At 72.8% G+C, this 16,077-nt stretch carries 18 protein-coding genes; 10 read left to right on the forward strand and 8 right to left on the reverse strand.

All coding sequences use genetic code 11. The features are described from left to right. Positions 1 to 28: 28 nt before the first annotated feature. The gene (locus tag ACN28F_RS24295) at positions 29 to 1,054 is read right to left on the reverse strand and encodes an aldo/keto reductase (RefSeq protein WP_289210194.1); all 1,026 of its coding nucleotides are present in this window, start codon (positions 1,052 to 1,054) and stop codon (positions 29 to 31) included. Between the two features lie 177 nt (positions 1,055 to 1,231). On the opposite strand from ACN28F_RS24295, the gene ACN28F_RS24300 reads away from it, so the two are divergent. From ACN28F_RS24300 to ACN28F_RS24310, 3 genes are all read left to right on the forward strand, one after another. Continuing rightward, positions 1,232 to 1,678 carry a VOC family protein gene (locus ACN28F_RS24300; RefSeq protein ID WP_278113802.1) on the forward strand — a complete coding sequence of 149 codons (447 nt, stop codon included), beginning with the start codon at positions 1,232 to 1,234 and terminating at the stop codon, positions 1,676 to 1,678. Beyond that, complete coding sequence (locus ACN28F_RS24305; protein ID WP_289210195.1) at positions 1,669 to 2,088, forward strand: nuclear transport factor 2 family protein; 420 nt, start codon at positions 1,669 to 1,671, stop codon at positions 2,086 to 2,088. Before ACN28F_RS24300 ends, ACN28F_RS24305 begins: the two co-directional genes overlap by 10 nt. Positions 2,089 to 2,201: 113 nt before the next feature. Next, on the forward strand, positions 2,202 to 2,981 hold the full coding sequence (locus ACN28F_RS24310) for an IclR family transcriptional regulator (RefSeq protein ID WP_289210196.1): 780 nt from the start codon (positions 2,202 to 2,204) through the stop codon (positions 2,979 to 2,981). On the opposite strand, the gene ACN28F_RS24315 is transcribed toward ACN28F_RS24310, so the two are convergent. Further along, entirely contained in the window at positions 2,978 to 3,910 is a 933-nt protein-coding gene (locus ACN28F_RS24315; protein WP_421359828.1) for an IclR family transcriptional regulator domain-containing protein, read from the reverse strand. The genes ACN28F_RS24310 and ACN28F_RS24315 overlap by 4 nt on opposite strands. Positions 3,911 to 4,039: 129 nt before the next feature. Further along, positions 4,040 to 5,326: a hypothetical protein gene (locus ACN28F_RS24320; RefSeq protein ID WP_421359830.1), complete on the reverse strand. Its 1,287-nt coding sequence runs from the start codon at positions 5,324 to 5,326 to the stop codon at positions 4,040 to 4,042. 185 nt (positions 5,327 to 5,511) lie between these two features. Here ACN28F_RS24320 and fdxA point away from each other — a divergent pair, with 185 nt between their 5' ends. Genes fdxA through ACN28F_RS24355 form a run of 7 tightly spaced genes read left to right on the forward strand, consistent with a single transcriptional unit; the run spans position 5,512 to position 11,085 of the window. Further along, on the forward strand, positions 5,512 to 5,823 hold the full coding sequence (gene fdxA / locus ACN28F_RS24325; RefSeq protein WP_289210199.1) for a ferredoxin: 312 nt from the start codon (positions 5,512 to 5,514) through the stop codon (positions 5,821 to 5,823). Continuing rightward, positions 5,823 to 6,803: an NAD(P)/FAD-dependent oxidoreductase gene (locus ACN28F_RS24330; protein WP_289210200.1), complete on the forward strand. Its 981-nt coding sequence runs from the start codon at positions 5,823 to 5,825 to the stop codon at positions 6,801 to 6,803. Before fdxA ends, ACN28F_RS24330 begins: the two co-directional genes overlap by 1 nt. Continuing rightward, a complete protein-coding gene (locus ACN28F_RS24335) occupies positions 6,800 to 7,774 on the forward strand; it encodes a fumarylacetoacetate hydrolase family protein (protein ID WP_421359831.1) in 975 nt (324 codons plus the stop codon). The genes ACN28F_RS24330 and ACN28F_RS24335 overlap by 4 nt, the downstream gene beginning before the upstream one ends. Continuing rightward, complete coding sequence (locus ACN28F_RS24340; RefSeq protein WP_421359832.1) at positions 7,767 to 8,954, forward strand: hypothetical protein; 1,188 nt, start codon at positions 7,767 to 7,769, stop codon at positions 8,952 to 8,954. The genes ACN28F_RS24335 and ACN28F_RS24340 overlap by 8 nt, the downstream gene beginning before the upstream one ends. Positions 8,955 to 8,966: 12 nt before the next feature. Beyond that, on the forward strand, positions 8,967 to 9,764 hold the full coding sequence (locus ACN28F_RS24345) for an aldolase/citrate lyase family protein (protein ID WP_289210203.1): 798 nt from the start codon (positions 8,967 to 8,969) through the stop codon (positions 9,762 to 9,764). A gap of 22 nt (positions 9,765 to 9,786) precedes the next feature. Further along, positions 9,787 to 10,164: a cupin domain-containing protein gene (locus tag ACN28F_RS24350; protein WP_289210204.1), complete on the forward strand. Its 378-nt coding sequence runs from the start codon at positions 9,787 to 9,789 to the stop codon at positions 10,162 to 10,164. A 6-nt stretch (positions 10,165 to 10,170) separates the two neighbouring features. Next, positions 10,171 to 11,085: a ribokinase gene (locus ACN28F_RS24355; protein ID WP_289210205.1), complete on the forward strand. Its 915-nt coding sequence runs from the start codon at positions 10,171 to 10,173 to the stop codon at positions 11,083 to 11,085. On the opposite strand, the gene ACN28F_RS24360 is transcribed toward ACN28F_RS24355, so the two are convergent. From ACN28F_RS24360 to ACN28F_RS24380, 5 genes are all read right to left on the reverse strand, one after another. After that, positions 11,082 to 12,284: a hypothetical protein gene (locus ACN28F_RS24360; RefSeq protein ID WP_289210206.1), complete on the reverse strand. Its 1,203-nt coding sequence runs from the start codon at positions 12,282 to 12,284 to the stop codon at positions 11,082 to 11,084. The genes ACN28F_RS24355 and ACN28F_RS24360 overlap by 4 nt on opposite strands. Continuing rightward, positions 12,281 to 12,622, reverse strand: coding sequence for a PadR family transcriptional regulator (locus ACN28F_RS24365; RefSeq protein ID WP_353850565.1), 342 nt, complete (start codon positions 12,620 to 12,622; stop codon positions 12,281 to 12,283). Before ACN28F_RS24365 ends, ACN28F_RS24360 begins: the two co-directional genes overlap by 4 nt. Positions 12,623 to 12,659: 37 nt before the next feature. After that, entirely contained in the window at positions 12,660 to 13,838 is a 1,179-nt protein-coding gene (locus ACN28F_RS24370; protein ID WP_289210208.1) for an MFS transporter, read from the reverse strand. An 80-nt stretch (positions 13,839 to 13,918) separates the two neighbouring features. Further along, the gene (locus tag ACN28F_RS24375) at positions 13,919 to 14,626 is read right to left on the reverse strand and encodes a PHP-associated domain-containing protein (protein ID WP_421359834.1); all 708 of its coding nucleotides are present in this window, start codon (positions 14,624 to 14,626) and stop codon (positions 13,919 to 13,921) included. 209 nt (positions 14,627 to 14,835) lie between these two features. Continuing rightward, positions 14,836 to 15,942 carry an acetamidase/formamidase family protein gene (locus tag ACN28F_RS24380; protein ID WP_421359835.1) on the reverse strand — a complete coding sequence of 369 codons (1,107 nt, stop codon included), beginning with the start codon at positions 15,940 to 15,942 and terminating at the stop codon, positions 14,836 to 14,838. Between the last annotated feature and the right edge of the window lie 135 nt (positions 15,943 to 16,077).

Raw genomic sequence — 16,077 nt, forward strand, 5'->3', positions numbered from 1 at the left:
GGCGCTACGGTGCTGGGTGACCGGCTGGTCAGCGTCGCCGCAGCGTCGGGTCGGTGAGCGCCGGTGGTTGGTAGCCGGCGTCGGCCGGGTTGACGTTGCTGCCCGGCGGCACCAGCTCGTCGATGCGGTCCAGCACGTCGGCCGGCAACGTCGCCAGGTCACCGGCGCCGAGCTGGCTGTGCAGCTGCGGCAGCGTACGCGGTCCGATGATGGCGCTGGTGACCGCCGGATGGCTGAGCACGAAGCCCAACGCCAGGTCGATCAGGGTGAGGCCGGCCTGCGCCGCGAGGGTGTCCAACTCGCCGACGATGTCGAGTTTGCGCTGCCGGGCAGCGGCGTCACGGAAGTCGAAATGGTCGCCGTTGCGGCCGGCCCGGGAGTCGTCCGGTACGTCCGTCGAGCGGTACTTGCCGGTCAGCCAGCCGCCGTTGAGCGGGCTGAACGCGAGCACCCCGAGCCGGTGCCGCCGGCAGGTCGGCAGCACACCGGCCTCCACCCCACGAGCCATGATCGAGTACGGCAGCTGCTCGGTGGTGAAACGCTCCCGCTGGCGCCGGTGCGCCACCCACTGCGCCTCGACGATCTCCTCGGCGGGGAAGGCCGAGCTGCCGATCATCAGCACCTTGCCCTCGCGGACCAGGTCGGACAAAGCTCCCAGGGTCTCGTCGAGGTCGGTGTCCGGGTCCGGCCGGTGCACCTGGTAGAGGTCGATCCGGTCGGTGCCGAGCCGCCGTAGGCTGCCCTCGACGGCCTGGCGGATCCAGCGTCGCGAGTTGCCGCGTCGGTTGCGGTCCTCGCCCATCGGCTCGTGGAACTTGGTCGCCAGCACCACGTCGTCGCGCCGGCCGCGCAGCGCCCGACCCAGGATCTCCTCGGACTCGCCGTGCGCGTACACGTCGGCGACGTCGACGAAGTTGACACCGGCGTCCATGGCGGCGTCGACGATCCGGTGGCATTCGGCCTCGTCGCGGTTGCCCCAGGCACCGAACATCATGGTGCCCAGGCAGAGCGTGCTGACCTCGACCCCGGTGCCGCCGAGCGTGCGGTAACGCATCAGTTGACCTCCCAGACGTGTACCGACCACGCTGGCACGGGCGGGGGCCGTGGGCACCGTCCCACCGGATCGAAGCACTGTCTCCTGGTTTGTGTCCCCGGCACATGGTCGCTCGGTACCGTGCTGAATAGCCTGGTAGACGCGGAAGTAACAGCTTTTCGGCACCTGGAGGTTCCTGTGGCCACCGGCCTGACCCACGCCCGCTGGACGCACGTGGCACTGCCCACCGGCGACCTCGACAAGGCCATCTCGTTCTATACCTCGCTCACCCCGCTGGTGGTGGTCGAACGGTTCGCCGACGCTGACGGCGAGAGCGTCTGGCTCTCCAACGACAAGCAGGTCGAGACGCCGTTCGTGCTCGTACTGGTCTCGTTCAACAAGGACAAGGGCGGCCAGCTCGGGCTGCTGCACCCGTTCGCGCACATCGGCATCGAGGTGCCGAACCGGTCCGACGTCGACGAGATCGCCGATCGCGCCCGTGAGCTGGGCTGCCTGCACTGGGAGCCGCGGCAGATGCCGCCGCCGGTCGGCTACATCTGCGCGCTGAAGGACCCCGACGGCAACGTCATCGAGATCTCCCACGACCAGCAGGTGTTCGACACCGTACGGCGGCTGTGGGCCTGACCGGCGAGCGCACCGGCGAGGCGGTACGGCGCTACCTGGCCGCGCTCAACGCCCGGGACGCCGACGCGGTCGCCGACTGCGTCAGCGCCGGTTTCGTCAACGAGCACACCGCCGCGTTGGGACGTACCGTCACCGGCCGGGCCGCGTACCGGGCCCGGCTGGACGGCTTTCTGGCCGAGTTCGCCGACCTGCACTACGAGGTCGAGGAGATGCTGGTGGACGGCGACCGGGCGGCGGTGGCGTACCGGATGTCGTTCCGGTTGGTCTCGGCGGGCAAGGTGCCGGTGCGTATCCGTGGCATGTTCCGCTTCAAGGTCGACGCCGACGGCCTTGTTGCGCACCGGATCGACTACTGGGACTCCGCCGAGGTGCACCGTCAACTCGCCGCTGGCCGGACCGCTTCCGACTGACCGCTCATGATCGCGACGATCTTGCGCTCATCGCGAAGAAATGTCCGGATTGTCGGACGATAAGTGCAAGATCGTCGAGGGTCAGGGGTGTGCGGGTAGGTAGAGTGGCGCCCGTGGTGGTCACAGGCCGGCCGGCGAACCCGACTGACGAGGTGACCGGCGACGGGCCGGCCATCCAGACGGTGCAGCGCGCCGCGACGATCCTGCAGGCGTTCACCGTCGAACGGCCCCGGCTCACCCTGGCGGAGCTGACCGCCGACCTGGCGATCAGCCGGGCCACCGCCCACCGGTACGCGCGGGCGCTGCGCGCCGCCAACCTGCTGCGCTTCGACGTCGCCACCGCCACCTACACGTTGGGTCCGCAGATCCTGGCGATGGAGGCGGCGGCCCGCGCCGCGCTGCCGATCGTCACCGTCGCCGAGCCCTTCCTGGACCAGCTGACCAGATCGACGAATCAGACCTCGGTGCTCAGCGTCTGGAACGGCGAGGCCCCCACCGTGGTCCGCTGCATGGACAACACCAGCGGCGACGTGCGGCTCAGTGTGCGTACCGGGTCGCCGTTGGACCTGACCCGCTCGGCGCAGGGCCGGGTGTTCTGTGCCTACCTCCCGGAGCGGGACAGCCCGGTGGTGGCCCGGCAGTTGCGGTTGTCGGCCGCGCTGCGTGAGGTGGTCGCGCAGGTCCGCCGCGACGGCGTCGCGGTCAACTCGCCGGAGGACTTCGGGGTACGGGTGATCGCCGCCCCGGTGTTCGAGCGTGCCCAGGTGGTGGCCGCGTTGGCGGTGCTCGGCACCAGCGTGGCGTTGGCCGGCGCGGCGCAGGCGGCGGCGGCCGATCTGCTGCGGCAGGTGGCGGGGGAGTTGTCCGAGGCGCTGGGGGCGATCGCCGGTTAGCGTCGGCCGCCGCGCCCGGTTGCGCCACCAGCGGTACGCCCGTTGCCGTTGCCCGGGTGGTGGCCGTTGCCGGCGACGCTGCCCAGCTCGGCGGTGACGACCGCGGCGGCCCGTTGCAGGGCGGCGGCGAGCGGGCTGTCGGTGCCCTCCGGCACCGAGGTGGTGGTCCCGACGATCGCCATGGCGGCGATCAGCGTCTGACCCCGGAAGATCGGCGCGGCGATGCTGCGGACCCCGTTGACCGACGGGGTGTTGGCGGAGATCCCGGTCCGGCGGATCTTGTCGACCTCGTGCCGCAGCTCGGCCGAGGCGGCCAGGTCGTCGGCGAGGCCGGGGACGTCCTCGGCGGGCAGGAAGGCGCAGAAGACCCGCCCCTGGGCGGATTCGGTCCGCGACAGCCGGGAGCCGGTCCGCACGCTGACCCGGATCACCCGGTCGGTGTTGTCGTCGGCACGGACCACCACGGCGGTGTCGCCGTCCCAGACGCTGAGCACCACGGTCTCGTCGACCTCGCGGACGAGCTGCTGCATGTGCGGGCCGGCGATGCTGATCACCGGCATCGCGGCGCGGGCGGCGGCGGACAGGGTGAGGATCTGCGGGCCGAGGGAGTAGAGGCCTTCGCGTTCGTCGTAGCGCAGCAGGTTGCTCTCCCGCAACGCCTTGGTGTAGCGGTGGGCGGTGGCCTTGCTGGTGCCGAGGCTGGCGGTGAGCTCGTTGAGGCTCAACCGGGGGCGGGCGGCGGTGAACGCGTTCAGGATCACCGCGGCGCGCTGCACGGTCTGGATCGCCGGGGCGCTCTGCTCGGCCACCGCCGGGCCGGCCACTGCGGGCTCCGCAGGCTCGGCCACCGCGGGCTCCGCAGGCTCGGCCACTGCGGGCTCCGCCACCGGGGCGCTCTGCCCGGCAGCCGGGGGGCTGTCGTCCGCCATCTGGCTTCCTAACGAGAGGCGCGGCATGTGCGGCGAAGGCGCGGGGTGGTGGCTGCGCCGCGACGGCGTCGATACATCGACCGCCGATACATGCACGGAAAGTGAGACAGCATCATGGCATACGGTACCTTATCTTGTCGATGCACCCGCGTGCCGTAGCGCGATGTCGGTGTAGATGTCGGCGAACCGGACGAGGTCGGCGATGGCGTACCGGTCCAGCCGGGGATCGGTCGGGTCCGGTCCGCGCGACGGCGGCCCGAGTCGGACCGTGGGCACCCCGCGACCCCGCAGTACGACCCCGTCGGTGGACCCGGTCCATCCGGTGACCGGCGACGGCGGCGTGCCGTGGGCCGCCGCCCAGGCGTCGGCGGCGTGCCGCGCGATGGGCGCGTCCGCCCCGGTGGCGGCGGCCGGATGCACCAGCTGCCCGTCCACCGCGACGCCGCAGCCGGCCAGTGGGGTGCCAGCGAGAGCGGCGGTCAGTGCGGTGTGCAGTCCGGCGCGGATCCGCGCCGGGTCGTCGCCGGGCACGGTCACCAGATAGAGGTACAGGTCGAGCCGTCCGGGCAGCAGATCGGGCTTGCCGGGCTGCCCGGCCCGGACCGCGCCGATGCCGAGCTCGGCGCCGACCGGTGCTGTCGGGTCGGCGCGGTCGGCCAGGTGCCGGCACCGGAACTCCTCCAGCGCCGCGATCACGGTGCCGAGGTGGGCGAGCATGCCCCCGGGCGGTACGGCGCTCTCGCGGGCGAGCACCGGGTGGAACGCGGTGCTCAGCCGTACCCGTAGGAACATCGCCCCGGGTTCGGCGGTGAGCACCCCGGCCGGGCCGGTCTTGGCGACCACCGCCGCCGCTGGCGGCGGGTGGCGGTCCAGGTGATGCAGTACGCCGCTGGGCTGGTCGCCGTGCGGGTGGTACCGGTGGGTGCCGGCGGCGGCCAGCAGCAGGGTGAGCCGGTGCGGCCGGCCGGCGGCCCGCAGCGCGTCGGCGGCGGTGGTGAACCCGACCAGGGCGCTGGCTGCGGCGGCCCGGGCGACGCCGAGGCCGAAGGCGCTGACCAGCGTGGCGCCGTCCGGTTCGGTGGACCGGCGGAAGCCGCCGACCGGACACGGCCCTGCGGCGCCGCCGGAGGTGCCGGTGACCGGTTCGTCGAATTCCGCCGCGCCGGTCAGCGAGGTGTCGAGGTGGGAGTAGATGAGCAGTTCGGGTGCCCCGCTGCCGAGTTGCGCGGTGGCGACCAGGTTGGCGCTGTGTGGTGCCTCGGCGCTGACCGGCAGCGGGTCGACCCGCCAGTCCAGTTGCGGCCAGGTGGCCCGGCCCCAGCCGGCGAGTCGACGCGCGGTCGCCTGCTCGTGACCGTACGGGGTCGGTCCGGCGGTCAGCGCCGCCAGCGTCTCGACGATCCGCTGCTCGCTCATCGCCTCATCCCATCACCGCCGTGACAGTTATCCAAGATGACGTCTCGCATGTTGACATAGCCGGGGCGCTGTCTCTAGCGTGACGTGACATCAACCAGGTCGCCGCCCCACCCGATGAGCGCAGGTCGCGGAGGGTGCCGGGACGCCCGGACCGGCGACTGCCCCCCATTGGCGCAGGAGGACCGATGACCTACGTGGTCACCGACGAATGTGTGGACGTGCAGGACCGGTCGTGCGTCGAGGAATGCCCCGTGGACTGCATCTACGAGGGCGACCGGATGATGTACATCAACCCGGACGAGTGCGTCGACTGCGGTCGGTGCGAACCGGTCTGCCCGGTCACCTCGATCTTCCACCTGGACGACCTGCCCGCCGATCAGGCCCGGTTCGGCCCGATCAACGCCGAGTTCTTCACCGAGATCGGCACCCCGGGCGGCGCCCGCAAGATCGGCCGGATCGGCCACGACCATCCGGCGGTCAGCGGCGGGGCCAGCTGATGAGCATCGAACACGAGGTCGACCTCGCCATCGTCGGTGCCGGCCCGGCCGGGCTCTACGCCGCCTACTATGCCGGATTCCGGGGGATGACGGTCGCGATCGTCGACTCGCTGCCCGAACCGGGTGGGCAGATCGCCGCCCTCTACCCGGAGAAGGAGATCTTCGACATCGCCGGCCTGCCGGCGATCAAGGGGCAGCAGCTCGTCGACGCCCTGCTCACCCAGGCCGCCACCGCCAAACCCACCTTCCTGCTGGGCGAGAGCGCCGTGGAGCTGACCAACGCCGACGACCACGTACGGATCGGCACCGACGCCGGCAGCCAGGTCCGCGCCAAGGCGGTTCTGCTGACCGCCGGGATCGGCACCTTCACCCCACGCGAACTGCCCGTCGGCAACGACCACCTCGGCCGGGGACTGCGCTACTTCGTGCCCCGGCTGGAGGAGCTCGCCGGCCAGGACGTGGTGGTCGTCGGTGGCGGGGACTCCGCCGTCGACTGGGCGTTGGCCCTGGAGCCGTACGCCACCAGCGTCACCCTGGTGCACCGTCGGCCCCAGTTCCGGGCCCACGAACGCAGCGTCGAGCAGTTGCACGCCTCCACCGTGCGGGTGGTCACCCCGTACGAGGTCAGTGGCATCGCCGGCGACCCGCAGCTGACCTCGGTGACCATCAGCGAGGTCCGCGGCGACGGGCGCGAGGAGCTGCCCGCCCAGGCGGTGGTGGCCGCTCTCGGCTTCATCGCCGACCTCGGACCGATGCGGCAGTGGGGACTGGAGATGACCAACCGGCACATCGCCGTCGACCGGTCGATGCGTACCAACCTGCCCCGGGTCTTCGCCGCCGGCGACGTCACCGACTATCCCGGCAAGGTGCGGTTGATCTCGGTCGGCTTCGGTGAAGCCGCCGCCGCCGTCAACAACCTGGCACCGCTGGTCAATCCGGCGCTGAGCACCGTCCCCGGCCACTCCTCGGACGCCGCGTGAGCGCCCCGGCCGCCGACGCGCGGCGTACCCCCGGCACCGGCCAAACCGTGGGCACCGACGCACCGACCGGGCTCGCGCTGCTCGCCACCCGGCGCGGGCTGGCCCGCATCTGCGGTGACGGCACCGCCGAACTGCTCGATCTGCCGTACCGTGACGTGGCCGACCTGCTGCGGGCCGGCGCCGGCCTCGCCCCGGCGGCGACCGCGTCGGCGCGCGAGCGGCTACCGCTGGACACCCTCACCGCCGAGCTGGTCGCCCCGCTGGGCAGCACCCGGGCGGTCTGGGGCGTCGGCCTCAACTACCACTGCAAGGCCCGGGCCGCCGGCCGGGCGCTGCCCGCCGAACCGGTGCTCTACCTCAAGTCGGCAAGCGCCGGCTCCGGCCCGGACGCCACCGTGGCACTGCCCGCCTCGGTCAGCAGCCAACCCGACTACGAGGGCGAGATCGCCCTGGTCATCGGGGCCCGGATGCACCGTACGCCGGCGGAACAGGCCTGGTCGCACGTCGCGGCGATCACCGCCGCCAACGACCTGACCGCCCGGGACGTGATGGCTACCTCGGCCAACCCGACCCTGGCCAAGAGTTTCCCCGGCTTCGGCGCGCTCGGCACCTCGGTGCTCGACATCGCCGCCGTCGCCGACCGCGACGCCATCGAAGTGCGGACCACGGTCAACGGCGAGGTACGCCAGGAAGCGACCAGCGCGGACCTGATCTTCCCGGTGCCGCAGCTGCTCGCCTGGATCACCCGGTACGTGATCCTCGAACCGGGTGACGTGGTGCTCACCGGAACCCCGGCCGGCACCGGCCAGGACCGGGGCTGCTTCCTGCGCCCCGGTGACCTGGTCGAGGTCTCGGTCGGCGGGGTGCTGCCGCTGCGTACCCGGTTCTGCGCCGAGACCCCCGCCGAGACCCCCGCCGGTGATCCGGCCGAAAACTCTCCTTCGCACAGAAAGCCGCACACCCATGACTGAGAATGCTCCCCGGTACGACCTGGTGCTGGCCGGCGGCGAGGTGTTCGACTCGGCCACCGGCGCCAGCCAGGTCGCTGACGTCGCGGTGACCGGCGACCGGATCGCCCGGATCGCCCCCGGCCTGTCCGGCGACGCCCGCGAGGTGATCGACTGCGCCGGCCGGTACGTGCTGCCCGGCCTGGTCGAGGGGCACACCCACATCTTCGCCGAGGTCTCCAAGGTGGGAGCCCCGCCGGACGAGGCGCATCTGCACCGGGGTGTCGTCGCCGCCTGCGACGCCGGCACCGTCGGTGCCTCCACCTTCGCCGCCTTCGAGCGGTACGTGGCCGCGCCGGCGCGGATGCGGCTGGTCAACTTCCTCAACGTCAGCGTCCTCGGGCTGATCGACTTCCGGTTCGGCGAGCTGATCAACCCGGACACCCTGGTGATCGAGGACGCCCTGGCGGTCGCCGCCGACAACCCGCACCGGGTCCGCGGCTTCAAGATCCGGCTCTCCGAGGACGTCGTCGGCCACGACTGGCGCCCGCTGCTCAAGCGGTCCCTGGAGCTGTCCGCCGACGCCGACCTGCCGCTCATGATCCACATCGGGGAGACCCCGGAGCCGCTGCCGGCCGTGCTGGAGATGCTGCGCCCCGGCGACGTCGTCGCGCACTGCTACACCGGCAAGCCGTACGGCATCATGGCCGACGGCACCGTGCTGCCCGAGGTGTACGCCGCCCGGGAGCGCGGTGTGCTGTTCGAGTCGGCGCACGGCAAGAGCAACCTCAGCTTCAAGGTGGCCGAGCCGGCGATCGCGCAGGGCTTCTACCCGGACGTGATCACCTCCGACACCTCGGCCCGCAACTGGCGTGGCCCGGTGTTCGACCTGGTCACCAGCATGGCCAAGCTGCGGGCGCTGGGCATGACGATGGAGCAGATCGTGCCCCGGGTGACCGGCGCCCCGGCCCGGCTGACCGGCCTGGACGCCGAAGGCTACGGCAGCCTCGTCGAGGGCGGCCCGGCGCACGTCACCGTGCTCGCCGATGCCGACGAGGCGGTGCTGCCCGACGCGGCCGGCAACCAGATCACCGCCCCCCGGCTGGAGCCGGAAGTGGTGCTGTTGGCCGGCGAGCGGGTGCCGACCGTACCGTGGCGCGGCCTGCCCGCCGACCAGGCCGGGGCTGCCGGCCGGGCCGGCTGAGGGCCGACCGTGATGCGTACGGGGGTACACACCGGCCGGGCCGCGCTGCGTGAGCGGCTGCGGCGCGGCCGGCGGGTGGTCGGCACGTTTGTCAAACTGCCCGGCACCGACGCGGTCGAGCTGGCCGCCCAGGCCGGCCTCGACTTCGTCGTGGTCGACCTGGAGCACTCCGGGTTGGACGAGCGGACCGCCGCCGGGCAGCTGCGGCACGCCGCCCTGCTCGGTCTGCCGGCCCTGGTCCGGCTGGCGGCGGTCGACCCGGCGCAGGTCAACCGGCTGCTGGAGGCCGGCGCGGCCGGGGTGCAGCTGTCCACCGTACGGGCCCGCGCGCAGGTCGCCGCGCTGCAGGCCGCCGTCCGGTACGCCCCCGTCGGCCGGCGCAGCATCAGCCTGGCCCACCCGGCGGCCGGCTACGGGGCCGCCGGCCTGGACGCCTACCTGGCCGCCGAGGCCGCCGACCCGCCGCTGCTGGTGGCCCAGATCGAGACCGCCGACACCGACGACCCGCTGCCCGACCTGCTCACCGACGCCCGTGGCGCGCCGAGCGTCGACGTCGCCTTCGCCGGCACCACCGACCTGGCGGTCAGTCTCGGCCTGGCCACCACCGACGACCAGGCGCCGCTGCTCCGCCGGGTCGGTGAGATCACCGACGCCGCCCGCGCCGCCGGTGTCACCCTGGGCGGGTGGGCGCCGGGCCGTGCCGACGACATCCTGCGGCGGTACGGCCTGACCAGCGCCACCTACCTGGTCGCCGGCTCCGACCTGCAACTGCTCGGCGCCGGACTGCGCCACCTCGCCACCGACAGCTGAACCCCTCGAAGGGAGTCCGGACGTGCTGAACCCGCAGCTCTACCGCACCTCGGTCAACTGGGACGACATCCCCGCCACCGACGTGCGCCCCGGCGTGCGACGCAAGGTGTACGCCACCGACGAGGTGGTGCTCGCCTGGCACGAACTCGCCGTCGGGATGGACCTCAACCCGCACACCCACGACGACTTCGACCAGCTGGTGATGATCCTCGGCGGCCGGTGCAACTACTACGTCGACGGCGTACCGCACGACATGGGTCCGGGCTCGATGCTGCTGGTGCCGCGCGGTGCCGAGCACTACGTCGAGCCGACCGAGGGGCCCTGCATCAACCTGGACGTGTTCGCCCCGCCGCGTGCCGACTTCCTGGCGCACGCCTGGCGTCCCGCCACGCAGGACTGAGCTGAGATGCCCGACATCGTGGTGGTCGGCAGCCTCAACGTCGACGTGGTGGTGCCCCTGGATCGGCTGCCCGACCCCGGGCAGACGGTGCTCAGCGCCGCCGACCATTCCCGGGCCGGTGGCGGCAAGGGTGCCAACCAGGCGGTGGCGGCCGCCCGGCTCGGTCGTTCGGTGGCGATGGTCGGCGCGGTAGGCGACGACCCGGAAGGGCAGTGGCTGACCGGGCTGCTGGCCGCCGAAGGCGTCGACACCTCGGCGGTGCTGCGCGCCCCCCGCCCCACCGGGCAGGCGATCGTGCTGGTCACCGCCGACGGCGACAGCACCATCGCGGTCAGCTCCGGGGCCAACATGTGGCTCGCCGCCGAGCACCTGCGGCCGTACGCCGACCTGATCGGTGACGCCGCCGCCGTACTGCTGCAGCAGGAGGTCGACGCGGCGGTGGTGGCCGCGGCGGTGGCCGCCGCCCGCGGCCTGGTCGTGGTGAACCCGGCGCCGGCCCGACCGGTCGACGCGGCGACCCTGGCCCGGGTCGACGTGCTGGTGCCCAACCGGGGCGAACTGGCGGCGCTGGCCGGTGCCGGCTCGTCGGTGTCCGGTGGCGGGGCCGGCGATGCCGCCGCGCTGGCCGCGATGGCCCGATCGCTGCGCACCCGGGGGCCGGTGGTGGTGACGCTCGGCGTCGACGGCGCCCTGGTGGTGACCGCCGACCGGGAGCTTCTGGTGCCGGCCGAGCAGGTCGACGCGGTGGACGCCACCGGTGCCGGGGACACCTTCTGCGCGGCGTTGGCCGACGCGCTGCTCGACGGGGCGGCGATCGTCGACGCGGCCCGGTGGGCCAGCCGGGCGGCGGCGGTGACGGTGACCCGGCCCGGCGCGATGGCCGCCGCCCCGCGCCGGGCCGAGGTGCTCGCCGTCGGCTAGGCGGTCTGCCGGCGCCGCATGATCCGGTGCACGGTCAACCCGGTCGCCATCAGCAGAGCCACCACGAACAGGTCGAAGCCGAACAGGCCGAAGCCGGTGCACGCGCTGAGCACGCCCAGGCCGAACGTGACGAGGGTCAGCGTCCAGCCGACCCGGGTGGGCGTGGACCTGGCGGCGACCCGGCGCGGCGCGCTGCCGCGCGGTCGGCGGGACACCGCCAGGATGACCCCCGCTGCGAGGGTGGCGAGGATCGTCGGGGCGAGCAGCAGCAGGCCTTCGTCACCGGGCACGGTCCACGACCAGATCGGTCCCTCATGCAACGAGAAGCCCTGGTCGACGATCGTCAGGTAGTCCCGAACGACGAAGTTGATCAGGAAGAACGAGTTGCCGGCCGCGATGATGGCCAGCAGGGCGAGGACGCCGCTGGCCGCCGTGCTGTGCTCGGTCCGGCGGCTCGCCCAACCGGCGAGGAGCCAGCCGAGGGCCATGCCGGCAAGGCCGCCGGCGGCGAAACCGACCGGCATCCCGGCCGGCTCGACCCGGCGTACCGAGACCTCGAACCAGCCCCCGTCGGCCGGTTCCAGCGTCTGGTAGGTGTTGGCGAAGGTCAGCAACCAGCCGTCCTTGGTAGCGGTCAGGATCTCGGCGGTACGCAGATCGGCGTGGCCCGAGTAGGAGAGCGGGCCGAGCCGCCAACCGTCCGCGGTCAGCCGGTCGGCGACCTCGGCGTCGTACGCGCGCAGGTCGGATATCGGGGCAGCGTGTTCGGCCTGGTACCGGACCTGGCCGAACTGTGCCTCGCCGTTGCCGTTGACGAAGACCTGCTCGTGCCGCTCCAGTGGCGGTACCTCGACGTCCGGGGTGACCAGCCCGGCGATGGTGGTCATTTCGGCCGTGCTGGGCAGCGGCCGGTCGGTTTCGCCGTAGGCGCGGGCGGTCAGCGACGCGGCGACGAAGCCGCTGAGGATCGAGACGATGACGGCGACCAGCACCACGAGGCGGTTGCCCGGCCGCCCCAGCCGGGCGCGCGGGGCGTGCCGGAGCACGTTGCCGACCTCGCGGGCGCTCGGGCGTCGGCGGCCGGTGTCCTCGGCGACCATCAGCATGGTGTCGAGCAGTTCGGCGCGACGGGGCCCGGGCGGGTAGGCATGGGCGAGCAGGCGGTAACGCCGGAAGCGGGCGGGCGCGGTCCGGCTCATCCGAACGCCACCGTGGCCGGCCCGGCCGGTGGGCGCAGCGCGTCCAGCAGCCGGGACGCGGTGGCCACCTTGCGGCTCAGCCGTTGCGTCTCGGCGGCCAGCGCGGCGCCACCGGAGTCGGTGAGCCGGTAGTAGCGGCGCAGCCGCCCGTCGACCGCCTCCTCCCGGTCGACGGCCACCAGACCCTCGGCGGCCAGCCGGTCCAGCGCGGCGTAGAGGGTCGCCGCCAGCAGCCGCGTCTCACCCCCGGACAGCCTGGTGACCTGCTGGATCACCCCGTATCCGTGTCGTGGCTGGTCGACCAGCGCGGTCAGGATCCAGAACGTCGGTTCTCTCATTGGACGTGTCACGCGGTTGAATATACAAACCATTTGACTATCTGGCCAGTGGGTCGACCGGAACGAGCGCGTGCCGACGGCCCACCACCCACAGGGCCAGGGCGAAGCAACTCAGCCCCACCCCGGCCAGCGACACCGCCGTCCAGCCGCCGGCCACCCAGAGCATCGCGGCGGCGGCCGAGCCAGCGGCGCCGCCGAGGAAGTTCGCGGTCACGTACGCCGTGTTCAGCCGGCTGCGTGCCTCGTGTGAGACGGCCATCACTCGCAACTGGTTGAGGATCCCGGCCGCCTGCAACGCGGCGTCGAGCACGACCACCACGACGATCACCAGCAGGACGCTGCGGCCGGCGAACAACGCCACCACGAACGAGGCGAGCACCAGGACCCACGCCGCGCCGGTGGCGGGCAACGACCAGCCCAGGTCGTGCAGCCGGCCGCTGCGCTGCGCGGCGACCGCGCCAGCCAGCCCGGCGAGGCCGAACAGCCCGATCACCGACACCGGATAGTCGAACGGCGGGCCACTGAGCAGGAACGTCAACGCCGTCCAGAACATGGTGAACGCGGCGAAGCCGGTAGCGGACAGCACCAACGTCCACCGGACCGCGCGTTCGCGGGCGACCACCACGGCGACGGACGCGATCAGCGCCGGGTACGCCAGCCGGGTCTTCGGTGCCAGCGACGGGATCGCCCGGTACATCACCACGGCGAAGCCGACCGCGACCACCGCCGCCAACAGGAAGATCGCCCGCCAGCCGGCGACGTCGGCGACCAGGCCGCTGATGGTCCGCGAGGCGAGGATGCCGGTCAGGATCCCGGCGACGACCGTACCGACCGCCCTGCCTCGGCGGGCATCGTCGGCGAGATCGCTGGCGAGCGGGGTCAGCAACTGCCCGGAGACCGTGGCCACCCCGAGCACGGTGATCGCCACGAGCAGCACGCCGAACGACGGCGCGAGCGCGCACGCCACCAGCGTGCCCGCCGCGCAGAGCATCAGCACCGGTACCAGCCGGCGTCGGTCGAGAATGTCGCCCAGCGGCACCAGGAACAGGATCCCGACGGCGTAGCCGACCTGGGTGGCGGTGACCAGCAGACCGGCCGTCGCGGTGGTGACGTCGAGGTCGGCGGCGATGAGGTCGAGCAGCGGTTGCGCCCAGTAGAGGTTGGCGACAGCGGCACCGGCGGCCACCGCGAACAGGAAGGTCAGCCCCCGGCGCATGGCGTACCCCGGTCGGCGTCGGAACAGATCACGCCCGACCGTACGCCACGGACGGGATCAGGCCAGCGTGACCGGGTTGGTCAGGGCCGCCAGCCGCCCATCGAGGTGGCGCACCTCGACCCGGACGAACACCGACGCCGTGGCATCTGTGCGCCATCGGATGCTGCCGGCGCCGTCGGCGGACAATGCGGCGCGGTACGCCGTACCCCGGTCGGTGTGGATCTCGACCACGCCCGACGGCACGCCACGGACCTCGACCTCGACGGTGGCCGTGGCTCCGCCGGTGTCGAGCCGGCGATCCAGCTGTGACCGGCGGCGATGCCGGCCAGCAGTGCCTCCACCGTGCGTTCACCGGCGCGCACCACGGTGTGCGGGATGCCGATCTGGCCGGCGAGATGGGTGTCGCTGTTACCGATCGCCGGCCGCCAGCCACCCCTGTGGAGGTCGGCCGCCAGGCTCGCGGTCCAGTCGGCCAACGCCGCCTCGTTGTCGGCGTTCCACGGCAGGTCCGATGCCCACTGTCCGTTCCAGACCTCGACGGCGTCGAAGCCCTGGTACGGGTACTCGAACGTGCCCGACGGGTAGGGCGCGTACGGGTGCGCCACCACGCACAGCCCGCCGGCGTGGTCGACCCAGTCGGCGTACCCGTCGGTGGTGTTGTGCTCGGTGACGGCGACGAAGTCGAGCCCGGCCGCGCGGGCGGCGGCGGTGAGCTGCGCCGGGGTCAGTTCGCCCCCGGTGGAGCGTACGGAGTGCAGGTGGCAGTTTCCCCGGTACCAGCCGGCCATCGTGCCAGCCTATGCGGTTCGGGCCTGGCGGACCGCCCCGTGCGTGGACGTCCGCCCCGTGCGTGAACGCTCGCACCGCGCGTCGCGGACAGGTGCGGTTCAGTCCAGTATTCCTGTGAGGAATAATTATTCCTCACAGGAATACTGCCTTGCAGCGATAGGTATCCGCCGGACCCGTCGGTCGACCCGGTCCGACGCGGGCGAGCACCTCAGATGTGGGCCGGGAAGTCGGCCTTGCGGATCAGGCAGTGCACGCCCTTGACCGCGTCGACGACCTGGCTGACCTCGAAGTCGGCGGCGGCGCTCAGGTAGGCCAGGGCGGTGTCGCGGGGCATGCCCTGGGTGCGGGCCAGGAAGTCGACCGCGGCGCGGACCGCTCGGCGCATCGCCTCGTTGAGGTCGGCGTCCAGGCCGACGGGAATCCAGTGGGTGGCGGTCTCGGCCAGGGGCGCCTCACCGGCGCCGACCAGCTGGCCGGCCTGCGCCGCCGGGATGACGCTCAACCGCAGAGTGGCCCGCAGCGGTGCCTCCAGGGCGGTCAACGCAACCTCGCCGTCGCCCTGGGCGTAGTGCGGGTCGCCGGCGTAGAAGCCGGCTCCGGGCAGCTGCACCGGCAGGTAGAGGCTGGAGCCGACCTGCAGCTCGTTGATGTCCAGGTTGCCGCCGTGCCCGCCGGGCGGCACCGAGTGCACCATCTCGTCGGTGTCGACGGCGACGCCCATCAGGCCGAGGAACGGCGCGAGCGGGAACCGGGCGGCCCGGCCGTCGCCGAACGGCAGGACCCCGTACAGCCGGCCGCCGCTGCTCACGACCTCGGTGAAGTGGCAGACGCTGCCGTACTCCCGAGGGTCGCTGCCCGGCCCGGTGTCGATCGGGGTGAGCGGGAAGTCGCCGGGCAGCGCGCCGTAGCCGTGGCGGCTGCTGACGAAGCCGTACGGGGCCCGGATCGTCAGGTCGAGCACGTCGACCCGGAGCAGGTCGCCGGGCTGTGCGCCGTCGACGGCGATCGGGCCGGTGACCACGTGCGGTCCGTCGTCGTCGTAGTCGTGGGCGACGTCGGAGGCGGCCAGGTCCCGGGCGTCGGCGAGGACACCGTCGGCGGGTACGTCGTACTGCTTGAGGTAGCCGACCGGGTCGCGGCCCTGGTCCTCGAGGATGCCCTCGTGGCTGAGGGTGTCGATGGTCACGGTCTCGCCGGAGCGGACCCGCAGCACCTCGGCGTGGCTGCGGTTGGGTAGCCGACCCCACAGGCAGGTGTCAGGGGTGGTCGGCAGGTAGTGGGTGCCGGCGATCGGTCCCTGGTGCGGCTGGAGCATCGGTTCCTCCGGAAGGGGTACCCGGCCGGGCGGGCGCAGGACGCGCGGCGGTGGGCGCCGCTGGCGGGCCGGGTGACGGGTGGATGACCGGATCGTTTCCGGCGGACCCGCCCGGATGTGTTGCTGTCCTGTTAA

The sequence above is a fragment of the Solwaraspora sp. WMMA2101 genome, from assembly GCF_049179175.1.
Lineage (GTDB): Bacteria > Actinomycetota > Actinomycetes > Mycobacteriales > Micromonosporaceae > Micromonospora_E.